This window comes from Polynucleobacter sp. AM-7D1, from assembly GCF_018688455.1.
Taxonomy (GTDB): Bacteria; Pseudomonadota; Gammaproteobacteria; order Burkholderiales; family Burkholderiaceae; genus Polynucleobacter.
The window spans coordinates 195276-214950 of record NZ_CP061319.1 but is presented as its reverse complement, the minus strand read 5'-3'; the positions used below and the strand labels follow the sequence as shown (position 1 = coordinate 214950).

The 19675-nt window shown below is 46.4% G+C and carries 18 protein-coding genes and 2 pseudogenes; 11 read left to right on the top strand and 9 right to left on the bottom strand.

Annotated elements, in window-relative coordinates:
* Positions 1-117: 117 nt before the first annotated feature.
* Positions 118-2445, bottom strand: coding sequence for an NADP-dependent malic enzyme (locus GQ359_RS01150; protein ID WP_215387142.1), 2328 nt, complete (start codon positions 2443-2445; stop codon positions 118-120).
* An 84-nt stretch (positions 2446-2529) separates the two neighbouring features.
* Here GQ359_RS01150 and thiL point away from each other — a divergent pair, with 84 nt between their 5' ends.
* The 3 genes from thiL to GQ359_RS01135 are packed head-to-tail and all read left to right on the top strand — an operon-like array spanning position 2530 to position 4651.
* Positions 2530-3552, top strand: coding sequence for a thiamine-phosphate kinase (gene thiL, locus GQ359_RS01145; protein ID WP_215387141.1), 1023 nt, complete (start codon positions 2530-2532; stop codon positions 3550-3552).
* A complete protein-coding gene (locus GQ359_RS01140) occupies positions 3549-4130 on the top strand; it encodes a phosphatidylglycerophosphatase A (protein WP_215387140.1) in 582 nt (193 codons plus the stop codon). Before thiL ends, GQ359_RS01140 begins: the two co-directional genes overlap by 4 nt.
* Positions 4127-4651 carry a CinA family protein gene (locus tag GQ359_RS01135; RefSeq protein WP_215387139.1) on the top strand — a complete coding sequence of 175 codons (525 nt, stop codon included), beginning with the start codon at positions 4127-4129 and terminating at the stop codon, positions 4649-4651. Before GQ359_RS01140 ends, GQ359_RS01135 begins: the two co-directional genes overlap by 4 nt.
* An 18-nt stretch (positions 4652-4669) precedes the next feature.
* On the opposite strand, the gene corA is transcribed toward GQ359_RS01135, so the two are convergent.
* The gene (gene corA, locus GQ359_RS01130) at positions 4670-5641 is read right to left on the bottom strand and encodes a magnesium/cobalt transporter CorA (protein ID WP_015420400.1); all 972 of its coding nucleotides are present in this window, start codon (positions 5639-5641) and stop codon (positions 4670-4672) included.
* A 74-nt stretch (positions 5642-5715) separates the two neighbouring features.
* Here corA and pyrF point away from each other — a divergent pair, with 74 nt between their 5' ends.
* Positions 5716-6561, top strand: a complete 846-nt coding sequence (gene pyrF / locus GQ359_RS01125) for an orotidine-5'-phosphate decarboxylase (RefSeq protein ID WP_215387138.1) — start codon at positions 5716-5718, stop codon at positions 6559-6561.
* A gap of 27 nt (positions 6562-6588) precedes the next feature.
* Here the strand turns inward: pyrF and mtgA are convergent, their stop codons facing one another.
* From mtgA to mpl, 6 genes are read right to left on the bottom strand one after another with little or no spacing between them, the layout of a single operon-like run.
* Positions 6589-7329, bottom strand: coding sequence for a monofunctional biosynthetic peptidoglycan transglycosylase (mtgA, locus tag GQ359_RS01120; RefSeq protein WP_215387137.1), 741 nt, complete (start codon positions 7327-7329; stop codon positions 6589-6591).
* 17 nt (positions 7330-7346) lie between these two features.
* Entirely contained in the window at positions 7347-8255 is a 909-nt protein-coding gene (gene aroE, locus GQ359_RS01115; RefSeq protein WP_215387136.1) for a shikimate dehydrogenase, read from the bottom strand.
* 41 nt (positions 8256-8296) lie between these two features.
* Positions 8297-9187, bottom strand: a complete 891-nt coding sequence (locus GQ359_RS01110; protein ID WP_251367894.1) for an energy transducer TonB — start codon at positions 9185-9187, stop codon at positions 8297-8299.
* Entirely contained in the window at positions 9141-11129 is a 1989-nt protein-coding gene (locus tag GQ359_RS01105; RefSeq protein ID WP_215387135.1) for a ribonuclease catalytic domain-containing protein, read from the bottom strand. The genes GQ359_RS01110 and GQ359_RS01105 overlap by 47 nt, the downstream gene beginning before the upstream one ends.
* 2 nt (positions 11130-11131) lie before the next feature.
* Complete coding sequence (fabG, locus tag GQ359_RS01100) at positions 11132-11860, bottom strand: 3-oxoacyl-ACP reductase FabG (RefSeq protein ID WP_215387838.1); 729 nt, start codon at positions 11858-11860, stop codon at positions 11132-11134.
* Positions 11861-11865: 5 nt separating this feature from the next.
* Entirely contained in the window at positions 11866-13272 is a 1407-nt protein-coding gene (gene mpl / locus GQ359_RS01095; protein WP_215387134.1) for a UDP-N-acetylmuramate:L-alanyl-gamma-D-glutamyl-meso-diaminopimelate ligase, read from the bottom strand.
* 26 nt (positions 13273-13298) lie between these two features.
* Here mpl and GQ359_RS01090 point away from each other — a divergent pair, with 26 nt between their 5' ends.
* From GQ359_RS01090 to GQ359_RS01065, 7 genes and pseudogenes are all read left to right on the top strand, one after another.
* Positions 13299-13826: a TlpA disulfide reductase family protein gene (locus GQ359_RS01090; protein ID WP_215387133.1), complete on the top strand. Its 528-nt coding sequence runs from the start codon at positions 13299-13301 to the stop codon at positions 13824-13826.
* A gap of 249 nt (positions 13827-14075) precedes the next feature.
* Positions 14076-14525, top strand: coding sequence for a type II 3-dehydroquinate dehydratase (gene aroQ / locus GQ359_RS01085; protein WP_215387132.1), 450 nt, complete (start codon positions 14076-14078; stop codon positions 14523-14525).
* Positions 14526-14561: 36 nt separating this feature from the next.
* The gene (gene accB, locus GQ359_RS01080; RefSeq protein ID WP_215387131.1) at positions 14562-15026 is read left to right on the top strand and encodes an acetyl-CoA carboxylase biotin carboxyl carrier protein; all 465 of its coding nucleotides are present in this window, start codon (positions 14562-14564) and stop codon (positions 15024-15026) included.
* Between the two features lie 52 nt (positions 15027-15078).
* Complete coding sequence (gene accC, locus GQ359_RS01075; protein WP_215302461.1) at positions 15079-16443, top strand: acetyl-CoA carboxylase biotin carboxylase subunit; 1365 nt, start codon at positions 15079-15081, stop codon at positions 16441-16443.
* A gap of 33 nt (positions 16444-16476) precedes the next feature.
* Positions 16477-17406 (top strand): annotated as a pseudogene (gene prmA / locus GQ359_RS10120) (50S ribosomal protein L11 methyltransferase); the annotation flags it as partial.
* Positions 17407-18024: a DUF3426 domain-containing protein gene (locus GQ359_RS10115; protein WP_251367943.1), complete on the top strand. Its 618-nt coding sequence runs from the start codon at positions 17407-17409 to the stop codon at positions 18022-18024.
* 57 nt (positions 18025-18081) lie between these two features.
* A complete protein-coding gene (locus GQ359_RS01065; protein ID WP_215387129.1) occupies positions 18082-19041 on the top strand; it encodes a carbohydrate kinase family protein in 960 nt (319 codons plus the stop codon).
* Between the two features lie 81 nt (positions 19042-19122).
* Here GQ359_RS01065 and GQ359_RS01060 read toward each other — a convergent pair.
* Positions 19123-19529, bottom strand: a pseudogene (locus GQ359_RS01060) (histone H1-like DNA-binding protein); the annotation flags it as partial.
* Positions 19530-19675 lie beyond the last annotated feature (146 nt).

The following is a 19675-nucleotide window of genomic DNA, read 5'->3' as shown; positions in this document are numbered from 1 at the left end:
AACACGCCATCAAATCAAGCCCAATTACAGCACATTTTATATAAACCATTGATTTATATAATAATTATTTATGTTAGTTATCGCTAACTAACATAAATAAAAGCTTACTCTTACTTCTTAAGCCACGCCCCTGGCGTTACTTGCCGCTTCAACTACCGCCAAAGTAGTGACGTTGACGATGCGACGCACAGTAGCTGATGGCGTCAAGATATGAATCGGCTTAGCGGCACCGAGTAGTAATGGTCCGATTGCAATGCCGTTACCAGCAGCTGTCTTTAGCAAGTTGTAGGAAATGTTTGCGGCATCAATATTTGGCAACACTAGCAAATTAGCATCACCCTTTAATGGAGATGAAGTAACGGCGCTGGCACGAATAGTTTCATCCAAAGCGCTATCACCATGCATTTCACCATCAACCTCAAGGGTTGGATCTGCTTTTTGAATCAATGCCAATACTTCACGCATCTTCACTGCGGAAGGCGCACTGCTTGAACCAAAATTGGAGTGTGACAATAGTGCAACTTTAGGCGCTAGACCTAATTTACGCATTTCACTTGCCGCCATCAATGTCAATTCAGCCAATTGCTCTGCACTTGGATCGATGTTGACATGGGTATCCACCAAGAACACTTGGCGACCTGGCAAAATCAATCCAGACATGGCGCCATAAACATTGGCGCCCGGCTCTTGACCCACCACCTCATCAATGTATTTCAAATGGGTTGCTAAGTTACCGACAGTTCCACAAATCATGCCATCTGCCATGCCTTTGGTAATCATCACTGAACCAATTAAACTATTGCGACGACGCATTTCTAACTTAGCAAAAGATTCAGTAACGCCTTTGCGCTCCGTTAAACCTAGATAGGTTTGCCAAAAATCACGATAGCGTGGATCGTTCTCAGGATTGACGATCTCAAAGTCTTCGCCAGCTTTAATACGCAACCCAAACTTGCCAATTCGATGCTCAATAACTGCTGGGCGTCCGATCAAAATTGGCGTCGCTAAATGCTCATCAATGATGATTTGTACTGCACGCAATACACGCTCATCCTCACCCTCAGCAAACACGATACGTTTTTGTGCGGCAGGCACACGTTTAGCAATGCTAAATAGTGGCTTCATCAAAGTACCAGAGTGGTACACAAATTGTTGTAACTGATTACGGTAAGCGTCAAAATCTTTAATCGGACGTTGAGCAACACCATCATCCATTGCAGCCTTAGCAACCGCAGGTGCAATAACAGTAATCAGACGAGGGTCAAATGGCTTCGGAATCAAATACTCTGGGCCAAAAGACAAATTCTCAATACCATATACAGAGGTCACCACTTCGCTTTGCTCTGCTTGCGCTAACTCCGCCACAGCCTTAACTGCTGCGACTTCCATGCCACGAGTGATGGTGGTAGCACCAACATCCAGTGCACCGCGGAAGATGAATGGAAAGCACAATACGTTATTCACTTGGTTCGGATAATCAGTACGGCCAGTTGCCATCACTGCATCAGGACGAACTTCCTTTACTTCTTCAGGAAGAATCTCAGGGGTTGGATTTGCTAGGGCATAGATCAATGGCTTATTAGCCATCTTTTTCACCATGTCTTGCTTCAATACACCACCAGCAGAAAGGCCTAAGAAAATATCAGCGCCTTCAATCACTTCATCTAAAGTGCGCAAATCAGTCTCTTGACAGAATGGCTCTTTCTCCGGATCCATAAGTTCTTTGCGACCCTTGTATGCAACACCAGCCAAATCAGTAACCCAAATATTTTTACGAGGAATGCCAAGGTCAACTAACAAATCCAAGCAAGCTAATGCAGCAGCACCAGCACCTGAAGTTACTAGCTTCACGTTAGCGACATCTTTACCAACTACTTTCAAACCATTCAGAATTGCAGCAGCGACCACAATCGCAGTTCCGTGTTGATCATCATGAAAAACTGGGATCTTCATGCGAGCCTGTAGTTTGCGCTCAACTACAAAACAATCTGGTGCTTTGATGTCCTCTAAATTGATACCGCCAAAAGTAGGCTCAAGTGCAGCAATGATCTCAACTAATTTATCTGGATCGTTTTCATTAACCTCGATATCGAAAACATCAATGCCAGCAAATTTCTTAAAGAGAACTGCTTTACCTTCCATCACTGGCTTACTTGCCAATGGTCCAATATTTCCCAAACCTAATACTGCGGTACCGTTCGTAATCACGCCTACTAAATTGCCGCGTGCTGTGTAACGAAATGCATTGGCAGGATCCTTGGCAATTTCTTCGCAGGCTGCTGCAACGCCAGGGGTGTAGGCAAGCGCTAAGTCTCGCTGATTAGTTAACTGCTTAGTTGGAGCAATTTCGATTTTTCCAGGAACGGGAAACTCGTGATAGTGGAGGGCGGCTGCTCTTAAATCCGCTATTTGTTGTTCTTTGCTGCTATTGCTTGGTTTGCTCATCAGTTCACTCATCTATCAGACGTATTCAAGCTTCTAATTCTATTCCTCTCAGATGAAAGAGTCCCAAGAGCCATAAAATGGGGCATGCAATCTCAAATCTCTCGACTTGGCGAATTTGACCTGATTCAGCGTTTCTTTAAAACGCAGTCAGAACTCATGCTTGCGAACAATCCCGGCTCGGTGAAATTGGGAATTGGTGATGACTGTGCGCTACTCAAAATTGACCCTACTGAAGAAATTGCTATCACCAGCGACATGCTGGTCTCAGGACGACACTTTTTCCCTGACGCCAATCCAGAGTGGCTAGGCTGGAAAGCCCTAGCTGTTAACCTCTCAGACCTAGCAGCCATGGGCGCCAAGCCTTTGGGCTTCACTTTGGCACTAGCCTTACCAGGGCCTGATTCAGCCTGGCTAGAAGCCTTTAGCAAGGGCTTATTTGCTATTGCAAATCAATATAACTGTCCATTGATTGGTGGTGACACCACTGCTGGTCCACTCAATATTTGCATCACCGCCTTTGGCAGCATCCCAAAAGGCAAAGCCATTTGTAGATCGGGGGCATTAGTAAGCGATGACATTTGGGTTTCAGGAACTGTGGGTGATGCCCGACTTACTCTTGCTGCACTGCGTCATGAAATTGAATTAACAAAAGAAGATTTGAGGGAAATTGAAGCGCATATGCATCGCCCAACTCCTAGACTGGATTTAGGCATTGCCTTAAGAGGTTTAGCCAATTCTGCTTTAGATGTCTCTGATGGCCTATTGGGCGATCTCAAACACATCCTAGAGGAGTCTGGAAAAAGTGCCGAAATCTTTTTAGACCGGATTCCAAAATCCAGCACGCTACTCAAGCAATCGCAGGTAATCCAAAACCAATTCGCCGCAAATGGAGGAGATGATTACGAGCTGTGCTTCACCGCCCCAATTAGCAAACGGAATGTCATTACCCAAATCAGTGCCGACCTCAATCTTCCACTCACACAAATTGGCAGCATCAAATCCATGCAACACGCAACACCTGAGATACGCATCATCGATAAGGATGCAAAAGAGTTGGATACTCAAGAAGCCAATTTACTCATGAAGTCCTTTGATCACTTTGCATGAATACCCAAGCCAATACACCCAGCGCCTCCACATTCATCCCCAGTTTTAAGTGGGTGTTTAGCAAACCCAGCCGCGCCTTGGCGTTTGGCATGGGCAGCGGTTTAGCGCCGTTTGCACCTGGTACCGCAGGAACCCTGTGGGCCTGGGCCGCATTCTTAGTGGGTGAGTATTTTCTATCTACCGAAGCCTGGCTGTGGACCATTGGCATAGGAATTGCGCTGGGTTGCTGGATCTGCGGACAAGTTAGCGAAGAGTTGGGTAAAAAAGATTTTGGTGGAATTGTCTGGGATGAAGTTGTCGCTTTTTGGCTCGTATTGGCTTTCATCATGCCGGCAAGCTTATGGGTGCAAATTGTGGCATTTTCACTCTTCCGATTTTTTGATGCCGTCAAGCCAGGACCGATTGGAATGATTGATCGTCACTTTAAACAATTAGAGGATAGTGATAATTCCACCCCTTCCAGTTTTGGTTTAAAGCTTTGGCGTGGTTTTGGAATCATTGCTGACGATTTAGCTGCAGCTTTTTTCACTCTCATCGCCCTGACGCTTTTACATATAGGATTGAGCTATATCTTATGAAAAATAATAACGATCCCCAGCATGAACTAGCGAGAGCTGTTGCACTTACCTTAACAAGCCGGGGTTGGAAAATTGCCTTAGCTGAATCCTGTACTGGAGGCCTTGTCTGCGCTACCCTAACGGATTTAGCCGGTTCCAGCGATTGGCTTGAGCGAGGCTACATCACCTATAGCAATGCTGCAAAATCTGAATGCTTAGATGTTCCAGTAGAAATAATTGAATCTTTTGGCGCGGTCAGCGAGCAAGTTGCTAAAGCGATGGCTGAGGGAGCTCTACACAATGCACATGTCAATGCCGCTATCTCTATTACTGGCATTGCTGGGCCAACAGGTGGCTCACCAGAAAAACCGATTGGTACCGTCTGCTTTGGCTGGGCAATTAAAGAGAGTATTGGAAATGATGTCATCAATACCGTCACACTGACCAAACACTTCAAGGGCGATCGTCAAATCGTACGAGAACAGGCGCGGGATTTTGCCTTATCTCAATTCTTGGAAATACTGAAACCCAAAAACGCCTAATAAGGCAGCACTACAGAATTAGCGTGAGCTTAGCCAGCCCTTATGGCGGAAGTAGCCCAATGGAATCATCGCAGAGATCACCATAGAAATAATGGCAACTGGATAACCCCAAGTCTGCTCTAGTTCAGGCATGTAGCGGAAGTTCATACCCCATACGCTCGCCAATAAAGTAGGTGGCATTAAGGCGACGGATACCACCGAGAATATCTTGATGATCTTACTTTGGTTCAAATTAATAAAACCAACTGTCGCATCCATTAAGAAGTTAATCTTATCGAACAAGAACGCGGTATGGTTTTCAAGTGAGTCAATATCTCGCAAAATCTGACGCGCTTCTTCTTGCTGCTCATCAGACAATAATTTGCTACGCATTAAAAAAGATAATGCCCGGCGGGTATCCATCACATTACGACGAATACGTCCGTTGGTATCCTCTTCCTTAGCAATCGTTTCGAGCACTTCTTCTGCATCATTATCAGTAATGTCATCTTGCAGAACACGCTTACCGGCTTGCTCGAGGTTTTCATAAACCTCTTCCAAAGCATCGGCAGAATATTCAGCATCAGTGGAATACAAATCCAGCAAAACGTCTTTTGCATTACTCACTGAACCTGGGCGCAAACGAGCACGCAAACGCACCAAACGGAATACCGGCAAATCTTCATCATGAATAGAGAACAAGACTTGCTTGGTCATCACGAAAGCGACTCGCACGTTGCGAGAAGTTTCTTCCTCATCCAACAAGAAGTCGGTACGAATATGGAGATGGCCGTCATCAGCCTCGAAATACCGCGCAGAAGCTTCTAAGTCACCCAAATCATCTAATTCAGGCAAAAGAACGCCAAAAGCCTCTTTAATCCACAGGAGCTCTTCCTCTTCAGGGTCAACCACATCGATCCAGATAGGGTTGGAGTATTGCAACAATTCATTGCGATCTTCCACTTGCTCTTGAGAGAGGCGGCCATTTTGCAGGACGAACAAGTTGATCATGGTGAACTCCTAAGGAATGGTCGCTAGTTTATCCTATAGATCATGACAGTTTCACTAAAATAAGCTCAATTCCAATGAACTCAAGCCCAAATACCTTTAGCCAGCAACTCCAGTCCGCATGGGCTTCCCAAGGCAGCATGTTGTGCGTGGGCTTTGATCCAGATCCGAAGCGCTTACCCACTGTACTTCAGGGTAAGCCTGAAGGGATTTTTGAGTTCTGCCGCGAGATCGCTGATGCCACTGCGGATACCGCTTGCTCCTTTAAGCCCCAGTTTGCCTACTTCGCTTCGCAAAGGGCTGAAGCCCAACTAGAAAAGCTGACTAGATACCTGAAAGATAAGTACCCCCATATCCCAGTCATCTTGGACTCTAAGCGTGGTGACATCGGCAGCACTGCCGACCACTATGCCTTAGAGGCTTTTGAACGTTATGGTGCAGATGCGGTTACCGTCAACCCCTATATGGGCTTTGACACAATAGAGCCTTATTTAAAACATGCCGGCAAGGGCGTGATTGTTTTATGTCGCACCTCCAATCCGGGAGGGTCAGACCTTCAGTTCTTGAATGTGGGCCCGAATGGTGAACCGCTTTATCTGCACGTTGCCAAACTCGCTGCAAAAGAGTGGAATAACTCAGGCCAAATCAGCCTCGTGGTTGGCGCAACCTTCCCCGAGGAAATTGCCAAGGTGCGAGTGATTGTGGGCGAAATGCCTTTGCTTATTCCAGGTATTGGCGCTCAAGGTGGTGATATCGATGCTACTGTTCAGGCCGGAAAAATCTCCGACAAACCGGGCATAGGGATGATGATCAACTCCTCCAGAGCAATCTTGTATGCAAGCTCAGGTAGTGATTTTGCTGCAGCAGCTAGAAAAGTGGCCATCACTACGAGAGACGCATTAAGAGCAGCAGCCAGCAAATAAAAGAAGTCGGGTCAACCTACAGCAGACCTAACGCATCTTTGGTTTTGGAGTTGGCGCTAGAGCCACTCTATCCATATTTTCCAAAATAAAGTCTTGTCTTGTTGGGAAATGAATATTAGCTTTGCGGCAATACTGCGCTTTGTCGAAACATTTTGGGGCTGGTAATGCAGAGGCTAAGGCTGCCGCCTGTTCGCGATTCAGTGATGCCGGTTTTATTCCGTAGTAATGTTGAGAAGCCGCACCAATACCAAAAATGCCCTCGCCCCACTCTACTGAATTTAGATAAATCTCGAACAACCTCTGCTTAGATAGCATAACCTCAAGTAGGCCCGTAATAATCAGCTCTTGCGCTTTGCGAAAATAATTCTGTTCGGAAGAGAGAAAAAGATTCTTCGCTAGTTGCTGTGTGATTGTGGAACCACCACGTAAAGCGGTTTTGGATTTACCACCCTGCTGATTAAGCTGTGAGTTCTTAGTCCAAGCTTTTTTCATATCCTCCACCCGAACACCCATATGCTGAAAAAAGATATCGTCTTCGCTCACTAAAACAGCACGTTTGAGATTGGCAGAGATTTTGTCGTAAGGAACCCAGCTTGACTGCACAGGGCAAGACCAAGACAGACCGCAAAGGCGCCAACGCTCTGCCCTCTGAAATGCAGTCCTGCTTGGGTCCAGTACTACCCACAAACCAAGCTGAATGACAAAGTAAATCTGCATGGCAATAAAACTACCCAACAAGCATTTCAGAAGGTAAGAAAGCCAGCGCATCGAAGCTCAGCTAAAAACTAGGAAGTACGAAGTTCTGCCAATACGACGCGAGGATCAATCGCATTAGCAAGCGTAGCACCACGCCAAATTAAGAAGGCGTCAGCAGCCTGCTCTACTAGCATGCCCAAGCCATCGCTTACCCGTGCACCGCGATGTAATGCTTGCTGCATAAAGGCGGTGATCTTGCCGTAGACCATATCGTAGGCGAAAGATTTTGGAGTAAAAATATTGCTTGCTGCCGCATCGCTAATCGGTGATGCATCGGATAAGCCTGCTGCAGTAGCGTTAATAATAAGATCAAAAGGGGATGTGGTCTTACCAGCATCCTCAAGAACACTTAAAGAGACTGCTTGTAGCGCAACATTAAATGAGCCAGCTACATCACTAAACAAGTGAACCAGTTCATCGGCCTTGGCATTGGATCGATTGGCAATTTTTAGCTCTTTTGGTGACTGCTCTAGCAATGGGCCAAGCACTCCGCGACAAGCGCCACCCGCCCCCAATAATAGGATTCGAGCTCCTTTAATCTGAATACCCTGCGCCAATAGGTCTCTAACTAAACCAGCGCCATCAGTATTGTCACCAAAAATTTTTCCATCTTCAATGCGTAGAGTATTTACAGCGCCAGCGAGCTGCGCACGAGGTGTTAATACATCTGCAAGAGCCTGAGCATCCAATTTAAATGGCACAGTGACATTCATACCTTTGCCGCCAGCAGCAAAGAAGGCTTGTGCAGCGGTTTTAAATTGATCAAGTGAAGGCTGTAAACAACCGTAGTGCATTTTTTGATTTGACTGCTCAGCAAACCGCTTATGGATGACGGGTGATTTACTGTGCGAAATTGGATTACCCGCGACCGCATAAACATCCACTCCGTGAAAGTCGGTAGGATTGATATGCAAATCGGCGGAAGTAGCTTGACTCATAGTGACTACAGGATAAGCGAAATTGAGTGGCGTCTACTGAATTAAGGACGTAGATCTAAGCGATTAGATCCATCTCTTGTGAAATCAAAAGTAGACACCCAATCCAAGATATCGATCTGATTGCGCATTTCTGCAGAGAAAACTCCGAAGGGGGCAGAAGCACGCACAATCGCTAAGGCCTGACGATCTAACTCGGGATTGCCAGAACTACGCCCAATACTCAGACCATCTTTACCCTGAGCATTATTCGCAATCCGTCCCTGGGCATCGACACTCACCACAATCACCAAACTGCCATATAGAGGACGTCCGTTAGCTCGTGGGAAAAATGCACTCCCATAGGCCTCGATTTTTTGACGCATAGCATCGTAATACTGCGCAAATACAACCGCCTTGGTGCTAGCTCCAGTCAAGACCTTACGTCGGGGTTCGCGGCCATTGGCCTGCAAACGCTTAGCCAGCTCTGCTTCTAAAGAGTTCAGTTGGGATACTGCTTTTTGCTCATCACCACTTTTACGACCACCTGCCAGTGCTCGATCTGCTTCAAGCTTAGCTAGCATTTGTTTTTGCTGTTTCTCTAAAACTTCTAGGCGGGCATCTGCACCAAGTCTTGCGCGATGAAGCGCACTGGCATCTTGCTTGGCAGTATTGCCTCCTCCATGCAAATTCGCTTGCGCCAATTTATTGGCCTCCTTGGGTGCCACTTGATTGCTAGCATTCACCAAAACAACGCTCAGCGGTGTATTTAAACGACGATTTTCTATTTCTCCAATGCCCCAGCGAAAGGATAAAAAGATAAGGTGAGCCAGAATAGAGAGGCCTAGCGCATAAGCAAATGGATAGCGATACCAACCCCCATCTAAGCGCGCCACTAACTGAGCAAACTTAGGTTGGACTTGCATCACTCTCAGGAACTTCTGGTGTCTCGACATGAAGCACTCTTACCCCCGCAGTCAGTTGCAGGAGATCTACATCAGCAATATTTACTTCGGCTCTGGTCATACGCGGGTGGGTAGCCAATTCTGGGATTGGTAAATGCAGTGGAATAGGTTCAACACGCGACATTCCTTCTTTAAGGTGCCTTACGAATACCTGCTTAGGAACTTCATCCTGAGAAACCCAACGTAAGCACCAATATTTCTCAAGACGGTCCTGGTATTCACCATAGGCTGAATAGCAAGCTTCAAAATCCGCTGCGATACCCATCAAGGCGGCATCTCGCGGCGGGAATGGTGCCACCATTTTGGCGGTGATGCCATGTTTTGCTATCGCAATTAACTGCCACTGATTCACTAAATCTGAATAGCGACGCAATGGCGATGTACACCAAGCGTAATACTCCAAACCCAGCCCTTCATGAGGACCAGGTGTCGTCTGCATGCGTGTACGCAACGGGCCCCAACCCTTTTGGGTGCGGAACAAACCAGGTACCCCATGATCTGCCAGCAAGCGCCCTGAGGCACTATTGCAATAAATCATCCACTCGGCAACGATGGTATCGAGGATGGAGCCGCGCTGACGGGGAGTAATATCTACTCGCTGCGATCCATCTACTTCTTTGATTTGAAAATGAAAGTCTCTCGCTAAGGCCTTGGGATCTAAGACTCCTAATTGCTCGGCACGCAATCCACTAGCTACGCGCTGCTCTTGACGTCCCGCATGTAATAACTTTGCTGCAGTCCACAACACACTGAGCTCTTGACGATACGCATAGTCAGATGATTCATCAGCCAGACTTTCTTCCGTCACCAAATGCTCTAAATTTTCCAGACGAAGATTTGATCCCATCGGAACCATCTCGGCACGTAATTGCAAAGATTCCTTATCCACTATTCCAGTCGAATCGATATCCACATAAATCGATAAAGCTGGGCGAGCGGCGCCCTCATCCAATGAGAACTGCGCAATCACCGCATCGGGCAACATCGTAATTTTGTCGCCAGGAAAGTACACGGTCGACATACGCGTGCGTGCGACCTTATCTAAAGCATCATCCTTAGCGATCACCAAACCAGGGGCAGCAATATGAATGCCAATACGATGTCCGCCACCCTCAAGTGCAGTAACCGATAAAGCATCATCAATCTCAGTAGTGCCCGAATCATCAATCGAGAAAGCACTCACTTCAGCTAACGGTAACTCTGAAATGATGACGTCTAATACAGCCTGGTCCACTACCAAGCTTGGATTATGTGCAGCACCCTGAGGGAAATGGGCCTTTAAAAACATGCCTTGGTGATATTGCAATAGCGAATCAATAGCGCCACAGCGGATCATCAATTGGGCAGGGGATTCTCCTGCCTCAGTACAAGCAGCAATTAATGCTTTGTAAGCTGAGGTATTTTTATCGGGAGAAAACAATAACTGATTTGCTTGAGACTTGAGCGTCTCTGGAAACACGCCAGCCACCAACTCTTGTTGCCATGCAGCTTGCTGCTCCAGTTCCTTTTGCTTGCGCTCAAGCGCAGCCAAACCGGCTTGCAACTGCTCTAATGGCGCTCGCTGAAAACGCCCACGCCCTTTGCGACGGAAAAATACCGGGGCACCTTGTAAGGCAATTGCTAATGCAGTTTGTTGTGGAATACTTGCCTGTGCACCAAAGTACTCATGAGCAACATCGACTAAACCAAATTCTTCATCAGGTGCACAGTCCCATAAGAACTGCAGATCAATCTCTTGAGATAAAGCATTTGCCTCATCCATTAATGTCTGTGGCTCTGGCTTATCAAAGCGTAGCCAAACTTCTTTAGCTTTTAGTTTGATCTTTTTACCGGATAGGCTAGTCGCTTGCCAAGACTCAGCGTCACCAGCGCCCGAGGCGGACTGGACTGTGGCGACCTTGATGTCACCACCCTCTTCATATAAAAGATGCATGCTTAGAGAGAGATCCCGCCGCTGGCCTCAAGTGCAACGCCATTGACATAACTAGCTTCATCGCTCGCCAAGAATAAATACACGTTTGCCATTTCTTCGGGAGTACCTAGGCGACCCAGCCAGCTGCGTCTTTCAATATCTTTTAGGATGTTTTCTGGCATGGCTTTGACCATCTCAGTGGCAATAAAGCCTGGGCACACTGCATTTACCCGAATACCTTTTGGACCTAATTCACGCGCCCAAGTTTTAGTGAATCCAATCACACCAAACTTCGTTGCTGAATAGTTTGTCTGTCCAAAGTTTCCATAAATACCCACAACACTAGAAGCATTAACGACCGCTCCTTTGCCTGCCTCCAACATATGCGGTACAACCAATTGCGTGCAATTGAATACACCCTTGAGATTGACATCAATCACCGTATCAAATTGCGCTTCCGTCATTTTGACTAAGCGTGCATCTTGTGTGATGCCAGCATTGTTAATCAAAATATCAATACGCCCGTGACGCTGCATGATTTGATCAACAGCTGCTTCAACACTTGCACGATCAGTCACGTTCATGACAAAAGCTTCCGAGCCAGGAATGAGATCAACTGCAGCCTTCACTACATCAGGGTTCACATCCGTGATCATGACTTTTGCACCCTCTTGTGCAAAGCGCTTCGCCGTTGCAAAGCCAATCCCTTTTGCGGCCCCAGTAATGATGGCTACTTTATCTTTTAGTCTCATACTCATTACTTTGCTTTCTCTTGTATTGCGGTCAATATTTTTTGATGCACACCACCAAAACCACCATTACTCATCACCAAAATGTGATCTCCAGGCTTTGCTTCATTGGCAACAGCTTTGACCAAAGCAGATAGATCATCAAAGGCCAATGCACGATCTTTTTCTTTGGCATTTAATGGTGCTAAGACTTCATTTAAGTCCCAACCTAAGGAATCTTTACCAGCACTAGCCCCATAAGCAAAAATCTTATCGGCTGCCTCTAGACTATTGGGTAGTTGCGCCTTCATGACGCCGAGTTTCATCGTATTAGAACGCGGTTCTAATATCGCCAAAATTCGAGACTGCCCTACGCGACGACGCAAGCCATCTACCGTAGTAATAATTGCAGTTGGGTGATGCGCAAAATCATCGTAGACCGTCACCTCATTTGCTACGCCAATCGTTTCTAAGCGACGTTTCACATTCTTAAACTCAGCAAGAGCACGTGCTGCATCAGATGGAGAAATGCCAATATGGTTTGCAGAAGCAACCGCTGCCAATGCATTGAGTTGATTATGTCGACCCATGACACCAGAGTCTGGGGCCCAGGTCACCGCTGCAACTTCTTTACCATCCTGCAGAACAACGAAGCCATCTGCCGCTTGAGAAATTAATGACCAGGCATTATTTTTATCTTGGCCAAACTTTTCAACAGGCGCCCAAGCGCCTCTTGCAATAACCCTCTCTAGGGCAGGCTCCTCACCATTCACCACAACAAGACCGTTACCCGGTACCGTACGGACTAAATGATGAAACTGCGTTTCGATTGCAGCAAGATCAGCAAAAATATCGGCGTGATCAAACTCAAGATTGTTTAATAAAGCGGTGCGCGGACGATAGTGGACAAACTTACTGCGTTTATCAAAAAAGGCGGTGTCGTATTCATCCGCCTCAATCACAAAGTATTTGCTCTCACCCAGACGAGCTGATACCGTGAAATTCAATGGCACTCCGCCAATTAAATAGCCTGGCATATAGTCATTAAATTCTAAGATCCAGGCCAACATGGCAGAGGTAGTCGTTTTACCGTGAGTGCCAGCAACAGCCAATACATGCCTATTTAACAATACTTGCTCACCAAGCCACTGGGGTCCAGATGTGTAAGGAAGCCCTTGATTCAGGATGGCCTCCATCAGCGGATTGCCACGAGAAACGACGTTACCGATTACAAATAAATCAGGCATAGTCTCAAACTGTAATAATTGGTCGGGCGAGAATCCCTCAATGAGCTCAATACCCTGAGCCTCAAGTTGCGTGCTCATTGGTGGATAGACGTTGGCATCACAGCCAGTTACGCGATGTCCGGCCTGCCGAGCGATTGCGGCAATGCCGCCCATGAAAGTACCGCAAATGCCCAAGATATGAATATGCATTGGGGAATTTTAGCTAAGGAGTAGCAATGAACCGAAGACAGTGGATTAATATCGCCGGAATTAGTCTAGTAGCCCTGCTTGCAGGAGTATTGACTTCGCAATGGATTTACAAAACTGGCCTGGCAAGTGATCCAGCTATCAAAGCCTTTTTTGCCAACCCATGGCAAACGGCTGATGGCAAGCCAGTTGACACGGCGCAATGGCAAGGAAAAGTACTTGTAGTCAACTTTTGGGCCTCTTGGTGCCCTCCTTGTGTTGAAGAAATGCCCACTTTAGACAAATTACAAGCCGAGTTTAAGAGTCAAAATGTCTTATTTGTCGGTATCGGTATTGATTCACCCTCTAATATTCGTCAATTCCTAGAAATGACCCCAGTTTCCTATCCCATTGTGATTGGCGGACTAGAAGGCAGCAATCTATCTAAGCAAATGGGCAACTCTCAAGGCGCCTTACCCTACACCATCATCATCAACAGTCAAGGTAAGTCAACCAGCAGCAAATTAGGCAAGATAAGCGAAGAAGAGCTCAGAAAATCAATTAAATCTGCTTTATAAGGTATTTTAATTACTGTTACCAAATAAGATTCGAGCAGGAATTAGGCATTTTCTATTCATATTTTCAACATTTGCTCTTAAAATCATAAAAAAATAGCTCATTTTTGCCCCATTTTTTGGACTGATCATCAAGCTCTAGGGGTATACTTTGCCTGTGCTACATGAGGGGGACTCTTCATGAAGTAAGCAGTTTTAGAGAAAAGCTGTATTTGCGTAATTAAACCTAACTGCCTCTAAAAATATCGATCTATGTCGAAAAATACTTCAATTCTTGTTATTCAAGGCCCTAATCTCAACTTATTGGGCACCCGTGAGCCAGAGGTTTATGGCAAAACTACTCTAGAAGATATTCATACGAAGCTTGGCGCAATCTCCAAGTCCCACTCAGTCGATTTATCCACCTTCCAAAGTAATCACGAAGGCGAGCTCATTGACCGAGTTCAAAAAGCCAAACAAGATGAGGTGGATTTCATCATCATTAATCCAGGCGCCTTTACCCATACTAGCGTTGCCTTACGTGATGCCTTGGCTGGAGTAGCCATCCCATTCACAGAAGTACACCTGTCCAATATTCACCAGCGTGAAGAATTCCGCAAACATTCCTATCTATCGGATATCGCCACTGGCGTGATCTGCGGACTAGGGGCAATTGGATACGAATTGGCCTTACAAGCAGCAATCGCACGTTTACAAAAATAAAGACTAATTAAGAATTACAAGAGAGGAAGCCCTTCCATGGATCTGAGAAAACTGAAAACCCTAATCGACCTTGTTTCTGAATCAGGAATTTCTGAACTAGAAGTGAATGAAGGTGAAGATCGTGTTCGCATTGTGAATGCCGGATCTCCAGCTCCAGCTGGTCAAGTGGTTTACGCCAATCCAGCCCCAGCTCAGGCAATGCAAGCTGCTCCTGCCGCAGCGCCAGCAGTTACTGCACCGACTGCTGAAGAGGCGCCTGCTGAAACTGGTTTTGTAGCTCGTTCACCAATGGTAGGAACCTTCTATCGCGCACCAAATCCTGAGTCTCCTGACTTTGTCAAAGTTGGCGATACAGTCAAAGTGGGGCAAACGCTGTGCATCATTGAAGCGATGAAACTACTCAATGAGATCGAATCCGAGCAAGCCGGTGTTATTAAGCAAATTCTGTGTGAGAACGGCCAAGGTGTTGAGTTTGACCAGCCTCTGTTCATCATCGCTTAATAGATCCCTTTTAGATCTATTCCAATCCACCGTTACTTAACTCAGAGCCGACATGTTCGATAAGATTCTGATTGCCAATCGCGGAGAAATTGCTCTCCGTATCCAACGCGCATGCCGCGAGTTGGGAATTAAAACTGTGGTGGTCTACTCAACCGCAGATAAAGAAGCTAAATACGTGAAGCTTGCAGACGAAGCAGTCTGCATTGGGCCGGCCCCGTCACCGCTGAGCTATCTCAATATGCCTGCCATCATTTCAGCAGCGGAAGTAACAGATGCTGAAGCGATTCATCCTGGCTATGGCTTTCTGTCTGAGAATGCTGACTTTGCTGAGCGCGTTGAAAAATCCGGTTTTGCATTTATTGGCCCAACTGCCGCTTCAATTCGCCTGATGGGCGATAAGGTTTCAGCCAAGCGCGCCATGATCAAAGCAGGCGTTCCTTGTGTTCCTGGATCAGAAGGCGCTTTGCCAGACAATCCAAAAGAAATTATTACTACGGCAAAACGTGTTGGCTATCCAGTCATCATTAAAGCCGCTGGCGGTGGTGGTGGCCGCGGTATGCGCGTAGTACATACCGAAGCCGCTCTTCTGAATGCGGTCAATATGACCAAAGAAGAGGCTGGCCGTGCTTTTGGCAACCCAGAAGTCTATATGGAGAAGTTTTTAGAAAAACCTCGCCACGTAGAGATTCAGATTTTGGCTGATACCCATGGAAATGCCATTTGGTTAGGTGAGCGTGATTGCTCGATGCAACGTCGCCATCAAAAAGTCATTGAAGAAGCTCCAGCACCTGGCATTGATCGCCGTTTGATTGCTAAGATTGGCGAACGCTGTGCAGAAGCTTGTAGAAAAATTGGTTATCGCGGTGCTGGTACTTTTGAATTCTTGTATGAAGACGGTGAATTCTTCTTCATTGAGATGAATACCCGCGTTCAAGTTGAGCATCCAGTTACTGAAATGATTACTGGCGTGGATATTGTTCAGGAACAAATTCGCATCGCCGCTGGCTTAAAACTCAGCTATCGCCAGAAAGATATCGTTTTCCGTGGTCACGCTATCGAATGCCGTCTCAATGCAGAAGATCCATTCAAGTTCACACCAAGCCCAGGAAAAATTGGTTCATTCCATATGCCAGGTGGCCCTGGCATTCGTGTTGACTCACATGCCTACAGTGGCTATGTAGTGCCATCCAATTACGATTCGATGATTGGTAAATTGATTTCTTACGGCAACACTCGCGAACAAGCGATTCGTCGTATGCAGATTGCGCTTTCTGAGATGGTGATTGATGGGATTACGACTAATGTGCCACTCCATCGCGAACTCATGCTCGATCCAAACTTTATAGAAGGCGGAACCAGCATTCACTATCTGGAGCACCGTCTAGAAGAGCAAGCCGCCAGTCGCGGCAAGCCCTAAGCCGCCGTCAAGTGATGTTGATTTGGAGTAAGCATGTCTTATCGTGAGCTTGTTTTCACGGTACCTGCAGAAATTGCGGAACCTTTGGGTGATGCATTGCTGGAAGTGGGCGCACTCTCTGTCACTGTTGAAGACGATGCTGCGGGTGGCTATGATGAAAACCCACTTTATGGTGAACCAGGGCTCTCGCCAGAGGTTCAAGCCTGGGACCGCTCTTCAGTCACCGCGCTGTTTAATCCTGAGTTAGACGACTCAGGAGCGGTGAATTTCATTCCTGAGCTGCTCGCATCCCTAAAGGAAGCAGGATTCAATCTTCCCACTCCAGAACAAAAGATTGTTGAGGAGCAGGACTGGGTACGCTTAACCCAGAGCCAATTTGCTCCAATTCAGATTGGCGAGCGCATTTGGGTAGTACCCTCCTGGCATGATGCGCCTACTGACCCGAATGCAATTTGTTTAGCGGTAGATCCAGGCTTAGCATTTGGCACTGGCAGTCACCCAACAACCCATCTCTGCCTTCTTTGGTTGGAACAAAATACACAACTACAAAACCAAAGTCTCTTGGATTATGGTTGCGGATCTGGAATTCTGGCAATAGCTGCTGCAAAACTGGGCTGCAATCCCGTTGTTGGAACCGACATTGATCCACAAGCCATGGTTGCGGCAAGTAGCAATGCAGAAATCAACAATACGGTGATTCGTTTTGTTCTGCCCAATGAAAATGCGCCAGAACTTGCTGCAGAAACTAAATACGACATCGTGATGGCCAATATTTTGGCAAATCCGCTACAAGTTTTAGCCCCAGCCTTGGTAAATAAAATGCGTCCGGGTGGAAAAATTGTGTTGTCTGGGGTGCTAGCTCGTCAAGCAGAAGAAGTTATTGCCACCTATAGCCAATGGTTAAACCTTTCCGTCTGGAAAGAAAGTGAAGGTTGGGTCTGTTTGCACGGCACCCTTCCTGAAATGGGCAATACAGCAAATTTGACCAGCAAAAACACAGATGCCTCTGTGCCGGCTCAAAAAAAAAGTCTTAAATTAATTCTTCTCAGCCTATTTTTAATCCTGCTCATTATTTTTGGTGAGCATCTTTCTAGAAATTCTTTGTTGCCTGCATTAGCAACACGCGTTGATGGCAGCTCTTCTCCGATAGCAAGCAGCGCTTTTTCTCTATTACAGAAATTGGACGAGCAATTGTGTCGTGCACTAAGGTGCGTAAATCGCTCTGTAAGCGATTTTGCTGCATGGAAAATAACTTCAGTCACTCTTTCGCCTGAAAACGCGCGAGAGGGCCTTAAAAACGATTTAAATCAATTTGTAATGCAAGTTCAGTTGCAAAATCGTCTCGCATTATCAGTTTTATTTCCAAATTTAGAAATTACTCTCACAGATGCAGAGGAAGCCGAGATTAAATCGATTCAATTTACACCGCAAGAATGGTTATCAAGCGCTTGGCAAGAATCACATACTGATTTTTTAAACCAAGGCGCACCTTCTGGTGAAATTTTTTCTTCTGAACTCCCAATTTCTCTTCCGCAAAATGCTGCAGGCTATCGCGTCAGAATTTTTTACCCTGAAAAGTAGACTCCAGACTCCACTTCACACTCATTTCAATTGATTTTTATTAGAAAGTAATTATTTATGGCCAGCTTGATCTGCGGTTCCATCGCTTACGACACCATCATGAACTTTGAAGGCAAATTTGCCGATCAAATCCTGCCTGAGCAAATTCACATCCTCAACGTTGCATTCTTGGTCCCTACAATGCGCCGTGAATTTGGTGGTTGTGCAGGCAATATTGCCTATAACCTCAGTCTTCTCGGTGGCGACCCAATCATTATGGCAACAGTAGGTGGTGATGCCACCCCTTACTTTGATCGCCTTAAGCAGCTGAAGATTGATGCGACACATATTCGGCAGATTGAGCAGGCATTTACTGCCCAAGCCATGATCACAACTGATCAAGCCAATAATCAAATTACTGCTTTTCATCCCGGTGCAATGGGCGAATCCCATCTAAACCAAGTTTCTGCAGTAGTGGCAGAACGCAATAAGAATGCTAAAGACGCAGCAAAGTTCGGCATTGTCGCCCCAGACGGTCGTCAAGGAATGTGGGAACACTGCCATCAGTTAGCTGAAGCAGGCATCCCATTTGTTTTTGATCCAGGCCAGGGTTTGCCAATGTTCAATGGCCCAGAACTATTAGAGCTGGTGGATATTGCGAGTTTTCTCGCTGTAAATGACTATGAGGGTGAAATGCTTTCTCAAAGGACCGGTTTGAGCCTGGCCAAAGTGGCCGAAAGGGTGAAAGCATTAATCGTGACCAAGGGTGCTGAGGGTGCAGATATTTACTTTGAAGGTAAATGCATCGCAATTCCGCCAGTACCTGCAGCAAAAGTAGTTGATCCAACCGGTTGCGGTGATGCATTCCGAGGTGGATTGCTATTTGGATTGGAAAATGGCATGGATTGGGAAACCACTGGCCGCTTAGCCAGTTTGATGGGCTCAATCAAAATTACCCATCAGGGACCACAAAATCACCAAATGAGCAAAGATGAAATCGCCGCTCAGTTCAAATCCGCGTTCGGATTTACCTTCTAGATAAAACTCTTCTCAAAAGAGCTAATAAAAAAGGGATCTCGTGAGAGATCCCTTTGAACTTCACCCGCCTACAAGCAGAGCTTATGGGCGCGTGCCAGTTGGGAAGGGCCAAGCAGCAGCTGGATTCAACGCAGTTGAAGTAGCAGCTTTGTTAGCCACGGGCTTTTTTGCAGCCTTGCCCGCTTTCTTCGCAGCAGGCTTACTTACTTTTTTTTTGCTACTTTACGTGCTACTTTTTTAGCAGCAGGCTTTTTAGCAGCAGCTTTTTTAGCAGCAGGCTTCTTCTTAGCTACTTTTTTAGCAGCAGGCTTCTTAGCAGCAGCTTTTTTAGCAGCAGGCTTCTTCTTAGCTACTTTTTTAGCAGCAGGCTTCTTAGCAGCAGCTTTTTTAGCAGCAGGACGCTTCTTAGCAGCTACTTTTTTAGCAGCAGGCTTCTTAGCAGCAGCTTTTTTAGCAGCAGGTTTCTTTGCAGCAACTTTTTTCTTGGCGATTGCCATAGTAATGCTCCTTCACGTGAGGATTAGTACAAACTACCGATTAAGAAGACCCGACCAATTCATTTCCGCTTGGTTTTGCAACCGATTGGAGCCGACGAGCGAGCCATTCATCGGCGCGCGGCTTGATGCTAAGTGCT